Consider the following 17,230-nt stretch of genomic DNA (forward strand, 5'->3'; position numbering starts at 1 on the left):
GTTAGATGTCTACCCATTCGGCGTCGTTCGCGTGGTCCTTGATGAACTGCTTTCGCGGCCCGACGGCGTCGCCCATCAGGATGTTGAACATCCGGTCGGCGGCGGCGGCGTCCTCGACGGTGATGCGCTTGAGGACGCGGTTTTCGGGGTTCATCGTCGTGTCCCACAGCTGGTCGGGGTTCATCTCGCCGAGCCCCTTGAACCGCTGGACCTGCGTGGGGTTGCCGTTGCATTCCTCCTCGATGATGCGGTCCCGCTCGGCCTCGTCCATCGCGTCGTAGGTGTTGCCGCGGTAGCGAACGCGGTACAGCGGCGGTTGGGCCGCGTAGACGTAGCCGGCCTCGATGAGGGGGCGCATGTGGCGGTACAGGAGCGTGAGCAGCAGCGTCCGGATGTGCGCGCCGTCGACGTCGGCGTCGGTCATCAGGATGAGCCGCTGGTAGCGCGCCTTCTCGATGTCGAACTCGTCGCCGACGCCGCCGCCGATGGCGGTGATGAGCGCCCGAATCTCGTCGTTTTCGAGGATGCGGTCGAGGCGGTGTTTCTCGACGTTCAGAATCTTCCCCTTGAGGGGTAAAATCGCCTGGAACTTGCGGTCGCGGCCCTGCTTGGCCGACCCGCCCGCGGAGTCGCCCTCCACGATGAACAGCTCGGACTCGGCGGGGTCGCGGCTCTGACAGTCCGCGAGCTTCCCCGGCAGCGAGGTGGATTCGAGCGCCGACTTGCGGCGGGTGAGCTCCTCGGCCTGCTTCGCGGCCTTGCGGGCGCGGGCGGCCTCGACGGCCTTCGAGATGATGGCCGTCGCCGTGTCCGGGTTCTCCTCGAAGAACGTCCCGAGCTGCTGGTGGGTGACGCTCTCGACGATGCCGCGGACCTCGGAGTTACCGAGCTTCGTCTTCGTCTGGCCCTCGAACTGCGGGTCGGGGTGCTTGACGGAGATGACGGCGGTGAGTCCCTCTCGGACGTCCTCGCCGCGGAGGTTGTCGCCGTCGAGGTCGTCCAGCATGTCGTGGGTGTTCGCGTAGTCGTTGACGACGCGGGTGAGCGCCGTCTTGAATCCAGTTAGGTGCGTACCGCCCTCGCGCGTGTTGATGTTGTTGGCGAACGCGTGAATCGACCCCTGCAGTTCGTCGGTCGCCTGCATGGCGATTTCGACCTCGATGCCCTCCGACTCGTCGTCGTAGTAGATGATGTTGTCGTGAAGGGCCGTCTTGGTCTCGTTGAGGTATTCGACGAACTCGCGGATGCCGCCCTCGAAGAGGAACGTGCTGGACTCGTCGCTCCGCTCGTCGGCGAGCGAAATCTCGACGCCTGAGTTGAGGAACGCGAGTTCGCGCAGGCGGTTTTCGAGCGTCTTGAAGTCGAACTCGGTCGTCTCGAAGATACCGTCGTCCGGCCAGAATCGGATGGTCGTTCCGGTGTCTTCGCCGGGTTCGAGTTCGCGCACGCGCTCGAACTCGTCGACCTGTGGCTCGCCGAACTCGAAGCGGTGTGTCCACACCGCGCCGTCGCGTTTGACCTCGACTTCGAGTTCGCTCGACAGCGCGTTGACGACGGAGACGCCGACGCCGTGGAGGCCGCCGGAGACCTGGTAGGACTTGTTGTCGAACTTCCCGCCGGCGTGGAGGACGGTCATGATGACCTCCAGCGCGGGTCGGTCGTACTGTTCGTGCGTATCTACCGGAATCCCGCGGCCGTTGTCGGTGACGCTGACAGAGCCGTCCTCGTGGACGGCGACCTCGATGGCGTCGCAGTGGCCCGCAAGCGCCTCGTCGATGGAGTTGTCGACGACTTCGTAGACGAGGTGGTGGAGTCCGCGAGAATCGGTGGACCCGATGTACATCGCCGGACGCTTTCGAACGGCTTCAAGCCCTTCGAGGACCTGAATCTGTCCGGCCCCGTACTCGTTATCCTGTGACATCTGAACTGGCCTAGGATAGCCCGTCCCTTAAAGGCTCGCACGCGCGGGCGCGTACTACTTACTGGAGTCCCGCGTAGCGGTTTCCGCGTCCGGCGATTTCGACCGGCTGACGCGTGTTTCGTGGGTGACTCTGTGTAGCATGATTCGTCGTTTTGTTGTGGACAGCCTTCGACGCGCGTCAACACCCGGATTTCACTTTCACTCCGTTGCCGGTGAGTACTTAACGCGGGACTGGGTAGATGCGCATCAGGAAATGACCTCGTTCCAGTCGACACTCGGTGACGAGCCGGGGATCGCAGAGGAGCTGGCGAAGGGCCAGCGGGAGATCTCCATCGCCGAGTTCTTCGAGAAGAACAAGCACATGTTGGGCTTCGACAGCGGAGCCCGCGGGTTGGTCACCGCCGTCAAGGAGGCGGTGGACAACGCGCTCGACGCCACGGAGGAGGCGGGCATCCAGCCCGACATCTACGTGGAAATCGCCGAGGCGGGCGACTACTACCGCCTCGTCATCGAGGACAACGGGCCGGGCATCACGAAAGAGCAGGTGCCCAAAGTGTTCGGGAAGCTCCTCTACGGCTCTCGCTTCCACGCGCGCGAACAGTCCCGCGGCCAGCAGGGTATCGGTATCTCCGCGGCGGTCCTCTACTCGCAGTTGACGAGCGGGAAGCCCGCCAAGGTGACGAGTCGGACGCAGGGCTCGGAGGACGCCGAGTACTTCGAACTCGTCATCAACACGGACCAGAACGAACCCGAGATTCGCACCGAGAAGACGACCTCGTGGGACCGCCCCCACGGCACGCGCATCGAGTTGGAGATGGAAGCCAACATGCGCGCCCGCCAACAGCTTCACGACTATATCCTCCACACGGCGGTCGTCAACCCCCACGCCCGCATCGAACTCCGGGAACCCGGCCTCGACGAGCCGATGAAGTTCGAGCGGGCGACCGACCAGCTTCCGAAGCAGACGAAGGAGATTCGTCCCCACCCCCACGGCGTCGAACTCGGGACGCTCCTGAAGATGCTCTCGGCGACCGAGTCGTACTCCGTCTCCGGCTTCCTCCAAGAGGAGTTCACCCGCGTCGGCGCGAAGACCTCCGACAAGGTTCACGACGCCTTCCGCGACCGGCACTTCGGCCGCGAGATGACGTGGCGGACGCCCGACGCGACCGAGGCGGACGAACTCGTCGCCGTCGTCGAGGACGCCGTCGCCAACAAGGGCAAGGAGGCGACCGCGGCGTTCGCGGACGAACTGGTCGATATCGTCGTCGGCAAGGACCGCATCGCCCACGGCGAACTCGTCACCATCGTCGGAAACGTCGCCGAGACGGTCGGCGAGGAGACCGACACCTCGTTCGGCGAGACGGTCCGCGAGAACGTCGTCGAGGCGCTGTGGCCCGTCCTCACCGACGACCGCGAGGGCGACGTGTACGCCATCGTCGACGACGTGACGACCACGCAGAAAGACGACGCCGGCAAGCTGTCGATGGCGCGCTCTATCGCCACGCAGTTCGCCGAGACGACCGGCCCGGCCGACCGCGCCACCCGCGGCGAGGTGGCCGAGTTCGTCGCGTGGGCCGCCGAGCGAACCAAAGAACGCGAGGACGAGACCTACGGCGAGACGGCACAGGAGAACATCGCCGACGCCGTCTGGTCGCGAATGCGCACCGTCGCCGACGAGGTGCCGAAGGTCCGAGAGGTCGCCGACGACCGCGACGTGGCCCGCGACCTGCTCGACGCGATGCGCGAGACGGACATCCTCGCGCCGCCGACGGACTGCCTCTCTCCAATCTCCGCGGACCTCGTGGAAGCCGGCCTGAAAAAGGAGTTCGACGCCGACTTCTACGCCGCGGCGACCCGCGACGCCGAGGTCCACGGCGGCGACCCGTTCATCGTCGAGGCCGGCATCGCCTACGGCGGCGAACTGAAGTCCGAGGGGAAAATCGACCTGCTCCGCTTCGCCAACCGCGTCCCGCTCGTCTACCAGCAGGGGGCGTGTACCATCACCCACGTCGTCAAGGACATCGGCTGGCGGAACTACGGCCTCGACCAACCGGGCGGCAGCGGCATGCCGAACGGCCCCGCGGTCCTCATGGTCCACGTCGCCTCCACGAACGTCCCCTTCACGAGCGAGTCGAAGGACGCGCTCGCGGACGTGCCGGCGATTCAAGACGAGGTCGAACTCGCCATCCGCGAGGCGGCCCGCGAACTCAAGTCCTACCTCTCGAAGCGGCGGTCGCTCCAGAAGCGCCGCAAGAAACAGGACGTGCTCGGGCGCATCCTCCCGCAGATGGCGACGAAGCTCTCGGAGGTCACCGGCCGACCGGAGCCCAACATCGACGGCGCGCTCGGCCGCATCATGAACAACCTGACCGTCGAGCGCGCCGTCGAAGACGGCGAGGTGACGCTCACGGTGAAGAACTACTCCAACACGAACGAGTCGCCGGACATCACGGACATCGTCTCGGCGGAGCCGGGCGGCCTCGACGGCGAGGCGACGGTCGTCGACCTCGACGGGGAGTGGTTCGTCAAGTGGAACCCCGAGGTGTCGTCCGGTGAGACGGCGACGCTCACGTACTCGGTCGCACAGGACGCGTCGTTCGACATCAACGTCGACGGCGTCGAGACGGAGAAACTCACGGTGAACGTATAATGGCATCCGAACGGAAGACATCCGAGGAACGCGCCCGCGAGCGTCTCATCGACCTCGCGGCTGAGTTCTACGACCAGTTCGACGCGGGGGAGATTCCGCACATGACGCTCCCGACGCGGACGAAAAGCAACATCGAGTACGACGAGAACTCCAACGTCTGGGTGTACGGCGACCGGACCTCGACGCGCTCTGCGAACAGCGTCCGGGGGGCGAGAAAGCTCCTGAAGGCTTCCTACACCATCGAGTTCCTCGCGCGGCAGTTGGAGGAGGACCGCTCGTCCACCCTTCGTGAGCTGTACTACATCTCGGAGTCGTGGGACGCAGAAGAGGCGCACTTCTCCGACCAAGACGAGTCGAACCAGCTCATCGAGGACCTCGAAATCGTCTCCGAGGTCACCCGCGAGGACTTCCACATGCGGCCCGAGGAGTCGGGTGCGACCCTCATGGGCCCGCTCGAACTCCGCGAGCAGACTCGCCGCGGCGAGCGCGACATCCACTGCCAACTCGACGTGGGCGAGGGCGGCTACCAGATTCCGAACAACCCCGACACCATCGAGTTCCTCGACCACGACATCGACTTCGTCCTCTGCGTGGAGACCGGTGGTATGCGCGACCGCCTCGTCGAAAACGGCTTCGACGACGAGTACAACGTGCTCATCGTCCACCTGAAGGGTCAGCCCGCGCGGGCGACTCGTCGCATCACGAAGCGCCTGCACAACGAACTCGACCTGCCGGTCGTGGTCTTCACCGACGGCGACCCGTGGTCCTACCGCATCTTCGGCTCCGTCGCCTACGGCTCCATCAAGTCCGCGCACTTGTCGGAGCACCTCGCGACGCCGGAAGCCAGGTTCGTCGGCATCCAGCCGCAGGACATCGTGGACTACGACCTCCCGACCGACCCGCTCGCGGACTCCGACATCAACGCCCTCCAGTCCGAACTGGAGGACCCGCGGTTCATGGGCGACTACTGGACCGAACAGATAGAACTGCAACTCGACATCGGCAAGAAGGCCGAACAGCAGGCGCTTGCCTCCCGCGGTCTCGACTTCGTGACCGACGAGTACCTGCCGACGCGGCTCGACGAGATGGGCGTCATCTAACTCCGGTCACCCCCGGTCGCCGCTTTTCTCCCGCTCCGCTCCGGACCGATTGAACAGCGCCACGATAGTGTAGCCGCCGTAGAACCCGAGGGTGTGTATCGCCACCTCGGTCGCGAAGTCCGTGGCGGTTCGAATGGGTTCGAGATGGAGAAACAGCGCGTCGGTTGTCACGACGACGAGCGTGACGACGAGACAGATGAGGAGTCGGCGACCGCTGAAAAGCGGGCTCGACCGGAGGGCGTCGCGCATGGGCGGTCCGACGGCCGCCTGCTGTATGTGTCTGTTGCCGCGGGGAGGGTTCGGGGCCCTCGCCGCTCGCGGTTCGCGCTTACGGATACAGCCCGTCGCCGCGGAATCCGTCGAAATAGCGTCTAATAACGCCGTTCAGCGTTCGTGGCTCGCTCGTCGCGAGGTTGTGTCCCGCCCCGGAGAACAGCGCGAGCGTCGCGTCCGCGACGCCGTCTTTGAGTTCCCGAATCCGCGGTTCGGGAAAGAGTCGGTCCGACTTCCCGGCGGCGACGAGCGTCGGCGCGTCGATGTCGCCGAGTATCTCTCGGGAGTCGTGTTCGAGACAGGCCGTACAGGAGACGACGGCGTCGGCGGGGACGGCGGGCCGGAAGTCGACGACTCGGCCGGCCGCCTCGATGAGTGACGGGGCGACGGTCGCTTCGAGCCCCGTCGCCGCCTCCCGCTCCGCGTCGGCGACGACCTCGGCCCAGCGACCCTTGCCCGCCAGCGAGCGCCAGCGCGTCACGACGTTCTCGCCGTGGCCGCCGAGTCGCGTCCCGGCGGAGACGACGGCCAGCGAGTCCACGTAGTCGCCGTAGTCGGCGGCGAGATACTGGGCGACGAGGCCGCCCATCGAGACGCCGATAACGTCGGCCGGCCACAGGTCCTGTTCGTCGATGACGCCGGCGTAGCCCGCTGCGATGTCGCGCGTGGTCGAACCGACCGGGAGGTGTCGCGGTCGGCCGACCACCCACACGTCGCGGTCGTCGAACTCGCGGAACAGTCCGGCGAGCGCCGCCGCAGTCGCGCGGTTCGGGTCAGTGCGCTGGAAGGCGTCGGAGAGGCCGGGAAGCACCACGAGCGGGTCGGCGTCGGCGTCGCCGAAGCGGTAGTAGGGCCGCCGGCCGCCGAGCATGCCGTAGTCGAGGTCCATACGCGAACGGACGGCCCGGCGCGGCAAAATCGTTCTGTCCGTTCGTCAGTCCGTCCGGCTGTCCGCCCCGCCGTTCCGCCTCAGACTTGGTCCGGGTCGTCGAGGACGACCGGGATACCGCGGTTCGCCACGTCCACGACGAAGGCGTCCGGGTCGGTTTCGAGAAGCGGAATGGTGTTGTAGTGAATCGGGAGCACGAGGTCGGGGTCGAGCGTCTCCGCGAGGTCGGCGGCCTCGTGGCGGTCCATCACGACCGAACCGCCGATGTTGGCGAGAAACAGCGAGACTTCGAGGTGTTTGTGGCCTTCGAGCACGTCGGAGTCGCCGGGCCAGAAGACGGTCCGGTCGGCAATCGAGATGTGGAAGCCGCAGCCGAAGCCCTGCGGGTGGACCACGTCGCCGTCGCGGAGATGTGGCCCGTCGGGGTCGTTGAACGCCGGGAGCGACCACACGTCGACCTCGCCGACGGTGAGGTGGTCCTCCTCGCCGACGCGGACCGTCTCGTAGGGGAGGTCTTCGACCGGCACCACGTCTCGGTCGATGGTCGCGGCGTCGACACCTTCGAAGGCGACGACGGTCGCGTCGGCGTCGGCGACCTGTTCGATGGCGTCGGAGTCGTAGTGGTGGTTGTGCGTGACTAAAATCAGGTCGCCGTCGCGGGCGTAGTAGTCGTCGAGGACGCCGTAGCGTCCGGGGTCGAAGTAGACGACGAAGCCGTCGGGCGACTCGATTCTGACGGTCGCGTAGCCGAGCCACGACACGTCGAGGCCGTCGTGTTTGATGGTCATACGCGACACCTCGAACCGAGGGGTAAAAAGCGCGGCTCTCGGGGCGAGGCGTCCGGTGCGACGGGCGACGGGCGCGGATGCGCGGGCCCTCGCTCAGACGAGCGTGTCGCGCAGGACGCCGAACACGACGAGGCTCCACAGGGACACGCCGGCCCCGTAGAACAGGAGGGTGAGGCGGAGCGAGGTGTCCGTCTCGACGGTCGACCACAGCCCCGCGTTCGAGACGACCCTGTTCGTCCCGCCCTTCTCGCCCGCGTGTTCGACGTTGCTGGGTCCCATCTGTCCCACGGCACCGCCGCCGAGCACGACGAGGAGCACGCCGACTCCCGTCAACCCGAGCATGTACAGTCCCGAGTGCGTGGCGAAATACACACTTCCGACCGTGAGCAGACCGAGGAGGCCCGTATAGAGGAAGAGCGGCTTCAGGAGGGCGTCAAGATTCACGTGTGGTCACCGTGGGGAAACGTCGAGGCACCGACAGTATATCTCTTTGGGCGTGGCTCGCGGCGAACGTCGCTTACTGCGAGTCGGCCAGTCGCTCGACGCGTTCCAGCGAGTCGGTCGTCTCGGCGGTTTTGTCCTCGCGGACGGTGACGAACCGCGGGAATCGAAGCGCGTAGCCCGAGGAGTACGTCGGCGACGCCTGAATCTCCTCGTAGCCGACCTCGAAGACGACCGACGGGCGGATGTCGACCTCCTTGCCGGACTCCCGTTCGATTTCGGGTTCGAGGAGGTCGGTCAACTCGGCCAACTCCTCGTCGGTGATGCCCGTGGCGACCTTGCCGATGGTTTCGAAGGCGTCGTCGCCGGACTCGGCTTCGACGCGGGCCGAAAGGAGGAACGTTCCGAGGAACTCCGCGCGGCGGCCCTCGCCCCACTCCGCGCCGGTGACGACGAGGTCGAGCGTCTCCACGTCGGGCTTGCGCTTCAGCCAGTTCTTCCCGCGGTCGCCCGGCGAGTACGGAGCGTCGGGGTTCTTCAGCATGATGCCCTCGTGGCCGGCGTCGAGAGAATCGGCCTCGTAGGCGGCGATTTCGTCGGGGTCGTCCGAGAGGAGGAGGTCCGAGACAGCCGCCGACTCGTCGCCGAGGACCGCGGTCAGTCGGTCGTGGCGGGCGGCAAGCGGGTCGGTCAGGAGGTCGTCGCCGTCGGCGTGCAGACAGTCGAACGCCCGGAGTTCGACCCGGACCTCCTCGCGCATCCGTCCCACGTCGTGCTTCCGGCGGAAGCGCCGGAGAATCTCCTGAAACGGGAGGGGTTCGCCGTCGTCGTCCATCGCCACGACCTCGCCGTCGAGGATGACGGGTTCGTCGACCGCGTCCGCGACGAACTCGACCACCTCGGGGAGCGCGCCGGTCACGTCCTCCATGTTGCGCGAGAACAGCGAGACCTCGCCGTCGGCGTCGCGGTGGACCTGCACGCGCGCGCCGTCGAACTTGGTCTCGACCGCGGCGGTCTCCCACTCGTCGAGCGCGTCGGCGGCCGTGCCGGCCTGCGCCAGCATCGCCTGTACGGGGCGACCGACTTCGAGGCGAACCCCGTCGAGGCCGGCTTCGCCCTCGTCGCGGGCGAGTTCGGCGACCATACCGTAGTCGTTCGACACCTGTAGGGCGCGGGCGACGGCGGCGATGGCCTCGTTCCGGCGGTCGCGGGCGGCGTCTTCGGTCTCCGAGTCGGCGTCGTCGTCGCGGATGGCGGCGGCGTCCGCGGGGTCGACCAGGAACGCCTCCGCGACGGCGTCGCGGACGGCACCCTCGCCGACGCCGATGCGCATCTCCGAGAGGACGAGGCGGGCGAGGAAGCGCGCCTCGTCGGGGTCGGTTCGGTTGAACAGGCCGTAGAGCGTCTTGAGCTTCGTTTCTTCGCTGCCGGAGCCGGAGGCGGCCGCGAGGGCGCGGAGTTCCGAATCGACTTCGGCGACGGTCAGGCCGTCCTGTCCGCCCGAGCCGAAGGCGGCGAGGCCGCGCTGGCCGCCGAAGTCGTAGCTCGCGGCGACCGCGCCGATTTCGCCACGGTCGGCGAGGCGGTCTTCCACGTCGTCTGCGGAGACGTTCGGGCCGGCCGCGCGGGCGATGGCCTCGTGGCAGAGCCGCGGGCCGATGTCGAGCGTGGTCGAGTCCCACGCCGGGAAGACGCGACCTTGGACGAACCGGGCGACCGTCGGGAGGTCGTCGCCGGCGTCCGAAAAGAGGTCGGAGAGGAGCGAGACGACCGCGAGGTCCGCTGGCTCGGCTTCTATCTCGGCGGCGCGGGCGGCGAACTCGGCGAACTGCATCGTCCGTGGGTATCGCCGCGCGGGGCAAAAGCGTCTCGACAGTCGTCGGGGATGTGATTCGCTGTCGAACGTCCGGAGTGCCGGGAAGTTGAAGGCGCTTGACGCCGGAACGCCGGGTATGAGCGACGACCTCGCAGAGCGCGTCGAAGACGTGCTCGCGGTCGACGCGGCCGAGTTCGAAGCGCAAGCGAAAGCCGACGCCGAGGTGCTCAAGCGCGAACTGCGCGAGGGGACCTTCGACAACCACCAGTCAATCGTCGGCTTGGAGTACGAGTTCTACGCCGTCTCCGACGGTCGCTGGTCCGCGAGCGAAGACGACGTGCACGCGCTCATGCGGGTTCCGCGCCGACTGCTCGGCCTCATGGGCTTCGAGAAGGAACTCGGGCTCCACAACGCCGAGATGACCACGAGCCCCCAGCCGCTGAACCCCCACGGGCTCCGCGCGCAGGAGTCCGAGGTCCGCGCCCGACTCGACGCCGCGCTCGACTGCGCCGCCGCCGAGGGGATGCGCCTTGTCTCCGACGGGATGTGGAGCATCCCGCCGGCCGGCGAGAGCGCCCGCGAGTACCTGACCGATTCCGTCACCGACGGTGGCGTCCGCCTCGCGACGAACATGAGCAACTCCGTGCGGTACCACGCGATGGCCAACGGGCCGACCGCCCCAGCGTCGTTCACGCTCGACGCGCCGCACGTCTCGCTCGAAGCGGACACCGTGATGCCCGAGGCGCTCATCACGTCCATCCAGCCGCACTATCAGGTCCCGCACGCCGACGACCTGCCGTACCACTTCAACTACGCGCTCCGGGTCGCTGGCCCGCTCCTCGCGCTCGGCGTCAACTCGCCATTCTTCCCCGCCGACCTCTACGACGAGGACGCGACGGCAGACGAGATTCTCGGCGACGGCTGGGACGAAAACCGCATCGCGGTGTTCGAGTCGGTGCTCAACTCCGGCGACCACGAGAAGGTCTCCTTCCCCGGCGACCTCGACACCGTCGAAGACGCCGTCGACCGCGTCGTCGAGGACTCCACGATGGTCCCCATGTCGGTCGAACGCGGCGACCGCTTCGACGACGACTTCGCCACGCTCCGCCGGAAGCACGGCACCTACTGGCGGTGGGTCCGCCCGGTGTTCGACGGCGCGTCCCGCTCGTCGGCCAACGCCCGCATCGAGTTCCGCCCCATCGCGGGCCAGCCGACCGTCCGCGACTCCGTGGCGTTCCAGGCCGCCTTCGCGGGCCTCATGGAGCGACTCCCCCGACTCGACCACCCCGTCATCGACCTCGACTGGGAGACCGCCGAAGAGAACTTCTACACCGCGATGCGCGAGGGCCCACACGGCGACCTGCGCTGGATCGACGTCGACGGCGACGACGTGACCGGCGCGGACCTCTACGAGGACCTGCTCGTCCACGCCCGCGACGGGCTCCGGCTCGCGGGCTGTTCCGAGGAGGAGGCTAACTACTACCTCGAACCCCTACGCAAGCGCGTCGAGACGGGCGTCACGCCGGCCGACTGGAAGCGCGCCCGCGTCCGCGACGCCCTCGACGACGGCGGCGACTTCGAGGCGGCGCTCCGCGAGATGCAACGCGAGTACGTCGAGCGGCAGTCCGACTCGCTGCTCGAAGGCGCGTTCGCCGACTGGTTCTAACTCACCGCTCGCGCCCGTCGCCGACGACGCTCGCGGGCGTCCTTGTCGGCCGCTGACTCCCGCGCGTGTCACTCGTTCTTGTCGGAGGAATAACTATTATCGCGCCCCGCGAACATCGCGCATGGTCTCCCGTCGGACGAAAGCGGTCGCTCAACTCGGTATCGCAGTTCTCACCGCGCTCTGGATGGTGTCGATGCGTCGCCTGCTCCGCTCCAGCGACGACGAGTCGCACGAACCAACGTCGCTGTCGCCGGGTGGTATCGCCGTCGGCGGAGCCTGGGGAATCGGACAGGTGTGGGCGTACGACCGCGATAGCTGGCAGATTCGCACGAATCGGCGTCGCGGGATGGCCGTCAACCTCGTCGGTATCGCGGTCCAGCGCCGACTGCTCCCCCGCACCGAGTCGTTCCGGTACAGTTTCGGGTTCGGGCGCGTCCTCGGCGTGGTCGTCTACCGGGCGTGGTACGGGCTCTTTCGGCCGCTTCCGGGCGGCGACTGAGTGAGAACTGCGGCCGCGGGGGTTCCGCTGCGGGAGCCCCACCGCGGGAGTCCCACCACGGGGCCTTCTTGCGGAGCCCGGCCAGTCCCGCCGGTCGCGAATCGCGAAAACGGAGAGAAACCGCCGACTGCGGGCGACTTATTCGAGGCCTTCGAAGTTCTGGTGGCGCTGGATGTCGACGCCGTCCTCGGTGACGACGGCGATGTTGATGCCGTTACCCGAGGCGAGGTCGCGCTCGACCGCCGAGCGGATGGCCTTCGTGGCGACCTGCTTCGCCTCGTCGATGCTGAGGCCGTCTTCGAACTCCTGTTCGAGCACACCGAGGGCGTACTGGCTGCCGGAGCCGGTGACGGTGTACTCCTCTTCGAGGATGGAGCCCGCGGGGTCGATGCTGTAGATGTGGGGTCCGGTCTCGTCGACGCCGCCGAGGATGGGCTGGACGACGTAGAACCCGCCCGAGCGGAGGAAGTTGCCGACGAGCGTCGACAGCGCCTGCATGCTCATGTCCTCGCCGCGTCGGGCCTCGTAGAGTCGAACCTCGGCGCGGAGGGAGCTGATAAGCGACTGGGCGGCCGAGACGGAGCCGGCGATGGTCAGCGCGCCGGTCGGGTGAATCTCTTCGACCTTCTGGACGTCCTTCGAGGAGACCATGTAGCCCATGCTCGCGCGCATGTCGGTCGCGAGGACGACGCCGTCTTCGGTCTTGATACCGACGGTGGTCGTTCCGGTCTTCGTCTCTTTGTCTCCGAGCGAGTCGGCGCGACGCTCGGCGTGCGGGAACTCGCCGAGCTCGGGACCGAACACGTTCGAGCGGTCGCCGTTCAGCGAGTCGAGACGGCCGGAGAACTCGTCGTGAGTCGGGGTACGCATTGTCAGCGATTGCACTTCGGCGCTGATAAATGCAACCCTTCACCTCGCCGTTGCCGGTGCCAAAGCGTCAGACGCGCGTCGGCGGCGGCCGGGCGGCGCGGTCGCTCGCGGCGAGTTTTGTCGGGAGGAGGGAGTCGCGCGAGTCGCGTTAGCGAGTCGCGGCGCGTTCGTAGGCGGTTCCGGTCGTTTCCACGAGCCGGCGAATCGGGAGGGTCACACCCATCCGGCGAGCGGCGAGCGCGACGGGGAGCAGCGCGATGCCCATCGCGACCGATAGCTGGTAGGCGGCGAACAGGACGTACTTCGTTAGGCGGGGTATCATCACCGTGTCCTCAGTCGAGGCTCGCGCGGTGCCGGTATATAAATCTTCTCTCAGACGACCGCACTCCACCCCGACGCTGTCTGCTGATTAAAGCGCACTTGTCTCTACTCCAACTAGACCGACTATTCGGCGTGAGTCGCGCGTGACCCGCGGAGCACTTTTCCATAAGTTATAGCGATAATCCCCGTGGCATGCGCGAGCCGTGCGCGCTCCGGTTTGGCGACGAGAGCGTCGCGAGCTCGGACGCGTCGCGGTCGATTCGCTGCCCGGGTGTGTGAATCCCACGCGCCCCGGCGCTCGAACCACAAGACACGAAACCCCACCGGCGCGTAACGTGTGTATGAGCAACTATCTCGTCGCGATGGAGGCGGCCTGGTTGGTCCGGGACGTAGAAGACATCGACGACGCCATCGGCGTCGCGGTCAGCGAGGCCGGCAAGCGACTCAACCAGAAGGACAAGGAGTACGTCGAGGTCGAAGTCGGCGCGACGCCCTGTCCCGCCTGTGGCGAACCGTTCGACTCCGCGTTCATCGCGGCCAACACCGCGCTCGTCGGCCTGCTCCTCGAAATCAAGATTTTCAACGCGGACGGCGAGAAGCACGCCTCCCGCATCGCGAAAAGCGAGGTCGGCGGCGCGCTCCGCGACGTCCCCCTCGACGTCATCGACATCCGCGAGTTCGACTCCGACGAAGACCAGTAACGCCGCGTCGTCGGGGTCGACCGCGTCGCGCCGCGCTGCGTCGTCCGGCGCAACCGGGGCGACCCCCGAGGCGAGCGACCGGAACACTTTTTCATAACTACGGGTTATCATCCCGGCATGGAACTCCCCACGCCGCAGGACCTCAGGGAACGGCGGAACTCCCTTGAGTTGACGCAGAGCAAACTCGCCGAAATGGCCGGCGTCTCACAGCCGCTCATCGCCCGCATCGAGGGCGGCGACGTCGACCCGCGCCTCTCGACGCTCCGGCGCATCGTCGAGGCGCTGGACGAGGCCGAGGGTCGCATCGTGCGCGCGGAGGACATCATGAACACGACTGTCAGGAGCGTCGCCCCCGACAACTCCGTCCGCGAGGCGCGCGACATCATGCTCGACGCCGGCTTCTCGCAGTTGCCCGTCATCGAGAACGGCCGCCCGCTCGGCATCATCTCGAACGCCGACATCCGGCACGTCCAAGAGGACGACGTTACCGACCGCCCGGTCAACGAGGTCATGTCCGAGGGCGTCACGACCGTCGAACCCGAGACGACGCTGGACGAAATCGGCGTCTACCTCGACCACAACTCGGCCATCATCGTCGTCGAGGGCGGCGAGACGGTCGGCATCATCACCGAGGCCGACATCGCGGCCCACATCTGAGGTCGAGCCCCGCGAACGGGAACCGGCAACCGGAACCAGTAACGGAGGCCCATCGCGACGGACTCAGCGCCGTCGGACGACGAGGGGCGTCTCGCCCTTCGGTTGGGTCGTCATCTCGGGCGTGATTGCTAACGCTCCGTCGCCGCCCCAGTCGAGGTCGAAGTCGCGGAGGACGGTCGCGAGCACGATTTTCGCCTCCGTGAGCGCGAACGCCCGACCGAGACAGCTTCGCGGCCCGGCCCCGAAGGGGAGATAGGCGTAGGCGGGTCGGTCGCGCTCGCGGTCCCACCGCTCGGGCCGGAACGCGAGCGGGTCGTCGTACCACCGGTCGTCGCGGTGGATGCGGATGATAGAGAGGTGGATGTCCGTGCCCGCCGGGATGACCCGGTCGCCGGTCGGAAACGGCTTCGCCGTCTCCCGGGGGAGGGTGTGGACCGGCGGGTAGAGTCTGAGCGTCTCTTTGATGACGCGTTCGAGCACCGGGAGTTCTCCGGTCGCCTCCGCGGTCACGGGGCCGTCACCGACGACGCGGTCGACCTCGGCGGCGGCGCGCTCGCGGGTCTCGGGGTGCGTTGCGAGCAGGTACAGCGCGTAGGTGAGCGCCAGCGCCGTCGTCTCGTGACCGGCGAAAATCATGCCCACGAGTTGGTTCTCCAGCGACTCGACGGTCGCCGGGTAGTCGGCGTCGGTTCCGAGCGCGTCGGCGAGTCGGCGCGTCAGACTCTCCTCGTCGGCGGTTTCGACCAGCTTTCGGACCTCCTCGCGGAGGACGCGGTCGGCCCGGTCGAACCGCCGCCGGCTCGGCGTCGGCACCCACGACGGAAGGACCCACGACGCGGGCGCGAAGCGACCGTTGAGACCGTCGGCGGCCGCCCGAATCCGCTCGTCGCCGTCGAGGTCGAGTTCCCGCCCGAGGATGGTGGCGAAGATGATGTCCAGGGTGACGGCCTTCATCTCGGCTTCGAGCGACAGCGTTCCCGAGTCGGGCCACGTCCGCAGGCGGCGCTCGACCTGTCGGCGCATCACGGACGCGTACTCGTCGACGCGCTCCCAGCGGAAGAAGGGGTCTAGCTCGTCGCGCTGTCGCCGCCACTCGTCTCCTTCGGCAGCGATGACGGCGTCGCCAAAGGCGGCCTCGAACTCGCCGCCCTTGACGATGGAATCGCGGTCGGTCACGAACGCCCGCTCGAAGTGGTCGGGGTGGGCGAGGACGTACAGGTCGTCCATCCCAACCACGTCGAGTCCGACCGCGTCCTCGACGCCGTGGTCCGCGAGGAGGTCGGCGACGAAGCCGAACGGGTCGGCCGCGAAGCCGAGGGAGTGTCCCACGAGCGGGAGGCCGCTCGGTGTCGGTGGCGGTGAAGTCACACCTCCACTATGGCGAACATCGATAAAATAGTGCTTCTAATCGAACAGTTCGGTTAGAGGGCCTTTCCGCGGTTAGAGGTCGAGGCCGCGAATCGAGACGCCCTCGCCCGATTCGACGTGCCCGATGACGCGGCCGTCCGTGGCTTCGACCAGCGCCTCGGCGTTCTCCTCGGGGACGGCGGCGACGAAGCCGGTACCCATGTTGAACGTCGTGTGCATCTCCTCGTCGGAGACGCCGCCGCGTTCCTGGACGAACTCGAACACCGGCTGGGGGTCGAAGGCGTCGTCGACGACGTAGCGGAACTCGCCCATGCGTTCGAGGTTGGTCCAGCCGCCGCCGGTGACGTGGGCCGCAGCGTTCGCCTCGGCGGCGCGCAGGTCGTCCAGCAGGTAGGTGTAGAGCCGTGTCGGTTCGAGGAGCGCCTCGCCGACGGTGTCGTAGTCGTCTCCGTCCCACGCGTCCTCGTAGTCGCCGTCGGCCGTCGCGGCCTTGCGGGCGAGCGTGAGACCGTTCGAGTGGATGCCCGACGACGGGAAGCCGACGAGGGCGTCGCCCTCCTCGGCCTCGCCGGGGAAGATGGCGTCTTTCTTCGCCAGTCCCGCGCAGGTGCCCGCGAGGTCGAGACCGTTGATGACCTCGGGCATGACCGCCGTCTCGCCGCCGACGAGTTCGATGTCGGCCTCCTCGGCGCCCGCGGAGAGGCCCTGTCCGACCTGCTCGGCGAACGTTTCGTCGGGAGCGTCGACCGCGAGGTAGTCCACGAACGCGACGGGTCGGACGCCGGCCGCGACGAGGTCGTTGGCGTTCATCGCGATGCAGTCGATGCCGACCGTCGAGTAGTCGCCGAGCGCCTCGGCGACGAGCAGTTTGGTGCCGACGCCGTCGGTGGCGAGTCCGAGGTAGCGGTCGCCGATGTCGAGGAGTCCGGCGTAGTCGCCCGACCCGCCGCCGACCTGTGCGACGAGCGCGGCGGTCGCGGCCTCGCTCGCCTCGATGTCGACGCCCGCGTCGGCGTAGGTCATCCCTTCGGAGTCGTCGTTCGTCATGTTCGTGTACGAGATAGGCCGAAATATAAAATCACAGGGTACGAATCATACACGTTCTCGCATAAGTGAGTGTTCACCGCCGGTCGGTCGTCGATCGTGTCGTCGTCGCCCTTCCGGTTACGCACGTCCTGCCGGTCGCGCGCGCTCTCCGACCACCCCGCTCCGAACCGACTACGAGCCTCCTAATCGGCCGTTCTCCGAGCCGATCATGTTGAATAATCTG

At 67.4% G+C, this 17,230-nt stretch carries 16 protein-coding genes; 6 read left to right on the forward strand and 10 right to left on the reverse strand.

What is annotated here, in order from left to right; all coding sequences use genetic code 11:
* Window position 1: 1 nt before the first annotated feature.
* Window positions 2-1,921 carry a DNA topoisomerase (ATP-hydrolyzing) subunit B gene (gene gyrB / locus C5B90_RS18575; protein WP_115883432.1) on the reverse strand — a complete coding sequence of 640 codons (1,920 nt, stop codon included), beginning with the start codon at window positions 1,919-1,921 and terminating at the stop codon, window positions 2-4.
* A gap of 253 nt (window positions 1,922-2,174) precedes the next feature.
* Between gyrB and C5B90_RS18580 the strand changes: the two genes are divergently transcribed.
* Together C5B90_RS18580 and C5B90_RS18585 are read left to right on the forward strand one after the other, a co-directional pair.
* A complete protein-coding gene (locus C5B90_RS18580) occupies window positions 2,175-4,571 on the forward strand; it encodes a DNA topoisomerase VI subunit B (RefSeq protein ID WP_115883433.1) in 2,397 nt (798 codons plus the stop codon).
* Window positions 4,571-5,671: a DNA topoisomerase IV subunit A gene (locus C5B90_RS18585; RefSeq protein ID WP_115883434.1), complete on the forward strand. Its 1,101-nt coding sequence runs from the start codon at window positions 4,571-4,573 to the stop codon at window positions 5,669-5,671. The genes C5B90_RS18580 and C5B90_RS18585 overlap by 1 nt, the downstream gene beginning before the upstream one ends.
* Window positions 5,672-5,677: 6 nt before the next feature.
* Here the strand turns inward: C5B90_RS18585 and C5B90_RS18590 are convergent, their stop codons facing one another.
* The 5 genes from C5B90_RS18590 to ligA form a co-directional block, all read right to left on the reverse strand.
* The gene (locus C5B90_RS18590; RefSeq protein ID WP_115883435.1) at window positions 5,678-5,920 is read right to left on the reverse strand and encodes a hypothetical protein; all 243 of its coding nucleotides are present in this window, start codon (window positions 5,918-5,920) and stop codon (window positions 5,678-5,680) included.
* A 79-nt stretch (window positions 5,921-5,999) separates the two neighbouring features.
* Entirely contained in the window at window positions 6,000-6,833 is an 834-nt protein-coding gene (locus C5B90_RS18595; protein ID WP_115883436.1) for an alpha/beta fold hydrolase, read from the reverse strand.
* Between the two features lie 80 nt (window positions 6,834-6,913).
* On the reverse strand, window positions 6,914-7,621 hold the full coding sequence (locus C5B90_RS18600) for an MBL fold metallo-hydrolase (protein WP_115883437.1): 708 nt from the start codon (window positions 7,619-7,621) through the stop codon (window positions 6,914-6,916).
* Between the two features lie 93 nt (window positions 7,622-7,714).
* Window positions 7,715-8,065, reverse strand: a complete 351-nt coding sequence (locus C5B90_RS18605; protein ID WP_115883438.1) for a hypothetical protein — start codon at window positions 8,063-8,065, stop codon at window positions 7,715-7,717.
* 73 nt (window positions 8,066-8,138) lie between these two features.
* Entirely contained in the window at window positions 8,139-9,896 is a 1,758-nt protein-coding gene (gene ligA, locus C5B90_RS18610) for an ATP-dependent DNA ligase LigA (protein ID WP_115883439.1), read from the reverse strand.
* Window positions 9,897-10,014: 118 nt separating this feature from the next.
* Here ligA and C5B90_RS18615 point away from each other — a divergent pair, with 118 nt between their 5' ends.
* Window positions 10,015-11,544, forward strand: a complete 1,530-nt coding sequence (locus C5B90_RS18615; RefSeq protein WP_115883440.1) for a hypothetical protein — start codon at window positions 10,015-10,017, stop codon at window positions 11,542-11,544.
* A gap of 121 nt (window positions 11,545-11,665) precedes the next feature.
* A complete protein-coding gene (locus tag C5B90_RS18620; RefSeq protein ID WP_115883441.1) occupies window positions 11,666-12,043 on the forward strand; it encodes a hypothetical protein in 378 nt (125 codons plus the stop codon).
* Between the two features lie 138 nt (window positions 12,044-12,181).
* Here the strand turns inward: C5B90_RS18620 and psmB are convergent, their stop codons facing one another.
* Together psmB and C5B90_RS20955 are read right to left on the reverse strand one after the other, a co-directional pair.
* Window positions 12,182-12,913, reverse strand: coding sequence for a proteasome endopeptidase complex subunit beta (gene psmB, locus C5B90_RS18625; protein ID WP_004976882.1), 732 nt, complete (start codon window positions 12,911-12,913; stop codon window positions 12,182-12,184).
* 148 nt (window positions 12,914-13,061) lie between these two features.
* Window positions 13,062-13,235, reverse strand: a complete 174-nt coding sequence (locus C5B90_RS20955) for a hypothetical protein (protein WP_198526065.1) — start codon at window positions 13,233-13,235, stop codon at window positions 13,062-13,064.
* A 340-nt stretch (window positions 13,236-13,575) separates the two neighbouring features.
* Between C5B90_RS20955 and C5B90_RS18630 the strand changes: the two genes are divergently transcribed.
* Window positions 13,576-13,935 (forward strand): DUF555 domain-containing protein, encoded by a 360-nt coding sequence (locus C5B90_RS18630; RefSeq protein WP_004970698.1) that lies wholly within the window; start codon window positions 13,576-13,578, stop codon window positions 13,933-13,935.
* A 117-nt stretch (window positions 13,936-14,052) separates the two neighbouring features.
* The gene (locus C5B90_RS18635; protein ID WP_115883442.1) at window positions 14,053-14,592 is read left to right on the forward strand and encodes a CBS domain-containing protein; all 540 of its coding nucleotides are present in this window, start codon (window positions 14,053-14,055) and stop codon (window positions 14,590-14,592) included.
* Window positions 14,593-14,655: 63 nt separating this feature from the next.
* Here the strand turns inward: C5B90_RS18635 and C5B90_RS18640 are convergent, their stop codons facing one another.
* Window positions 14,656-15,960, reverse strand: a complete 1,305-nt coding sequence (locus tag C5B90_RS18640) for a cytochrome P450 (protein WP_115883443.1) — start codon at window positions 15,958-15,960, stop codon at window positions 14,656-14,658.
* Between the two features lie 72 nt (window positions 15,961-16,032).
* Window positions 16,033-17,007 (reverse strand): phosphoribosylformylglycinamidine cyclo-ligase, encoded by a 975-nt coding sequence (gene purM / locus C5B90_RS18645; RefSeq protein ID WP_115883444.1) that lies wholly within the window; start codon window positions 17,005-17,007, stop codon window positions 16,033-16,035.
* Window positions 17,008-17,230: the final 223 nt, after the last annotated feature.

This window comes from Haloferax sp. Atlit-12N, from assembly GCF_003383095.1.
In the GTDB taxonomy this organism is placed as follows: domain Archaea; phylum Halobacteriota; class Halobacteria; order Halobacteriales; family Haloferacaceae; genus Haloferax.

Excerpts from the sequence above, each read along its gene's own strand:
- gyrB (WP_115883432.1), bottom strand. The coding sequence starts at position 1,921 with ATGTCACAGGATAACGAGTACGGGGCCGGACAGATTCAGGTCCTCGAA.
- C5B90_RS18580 (WP_115883433.1), top strand. The coding sequence starts at position 2,175 with ATGACCTCGTTCCAGTCGACACTCGGTGACGAGCCGGGGATCGCAGAG.
- C5B90_RS18585 (WP_115883434.1), top strand. The coding sequence starts at position 4,571 with ATGGCATCCGAACGGAAGACATCCGAGGAACGCGCCCGCGAGCGTCTC.
- C5B90_RS18590 (WP_115883435.1), bottom strand. The coding sequence starts at position 5,920 with ATGCGCGACGCCCTCCGGTCGAGCCCGCTTTTCAGCGGTCGCCGACTC.
- C5B90_RS18595 (WP_115883436.1), bottom strand. The coding sequence starts at position 6,833 with ATGGACCTCGACTACGGCATGCTCGGCGGCCGGCGGCCCTACTACCGC.
- C5B90_RS18600 (WP_115883437.1), bottom strand. The coding sequence starts at position 7,621 with ATGACCATCAAACACGACGGCCTCGACGTGTCGTGGCTCGGCTACGCG.
- ligA (WP_115883439.1), bottom strand. The coding sequence starts at position 9,896 with ATGCAGTTCGCCGAGTTCGCCGCCCGCGCCGCCGAGATAGAAGCCGAG.
- C5B90_RS18615 (WP_115883440.1), top strand. The coding sequence starts at position 10,015 with ATGAGCGACGACCTCGCAGAGCGCGTCGAAGACGTGCTCGCGGTCGAC.
- C5B90_RS18620 (WP_115883441.1), top strand. The coding sequence starts at position 11,666 with ATGGTCTCCCGTCGGACGAAAGCGGTCGCTCAACTCGGTATCGCAGTT.
- psmB (WP_004976882.1), bottom strand. The coding sequence starts at position 12,913 with ATGCGTACCCCGACTCACGACGAGTTCTCCGGCCGTCTCGACTCGCTG.
- C5B90_RS20955 (WP_198526065.1), bottom strand. The coding sequence starts at position 13,235 with ATGATACCCCGCCTAACGAAGTACGTCCTGTTCGCCGCCTACCAGCTA.
- C5B90_RS18630 (WP_004970698.1), top strand. The coding sequence starts at position 13,576 with ATGAGCAACTATCTCGTCGCGATGGAGGCGGCCTGGTTGGTCCGGGAC.
- C5B90_RS18635 (WP_115883442.1), top strand. The coding sequence starts at position 14,053 with ATGGAACTCCCCACGCCGCAGGACCTCAGGGAACGGCGGAACTCCCTT.
- purM (WP_115883444.1), bottom strand. The coding sequence starts at position 17,007 with ATGACGAACGACGACTCCGAAGGGATGACCTACGCCGACGCGGGCGTC.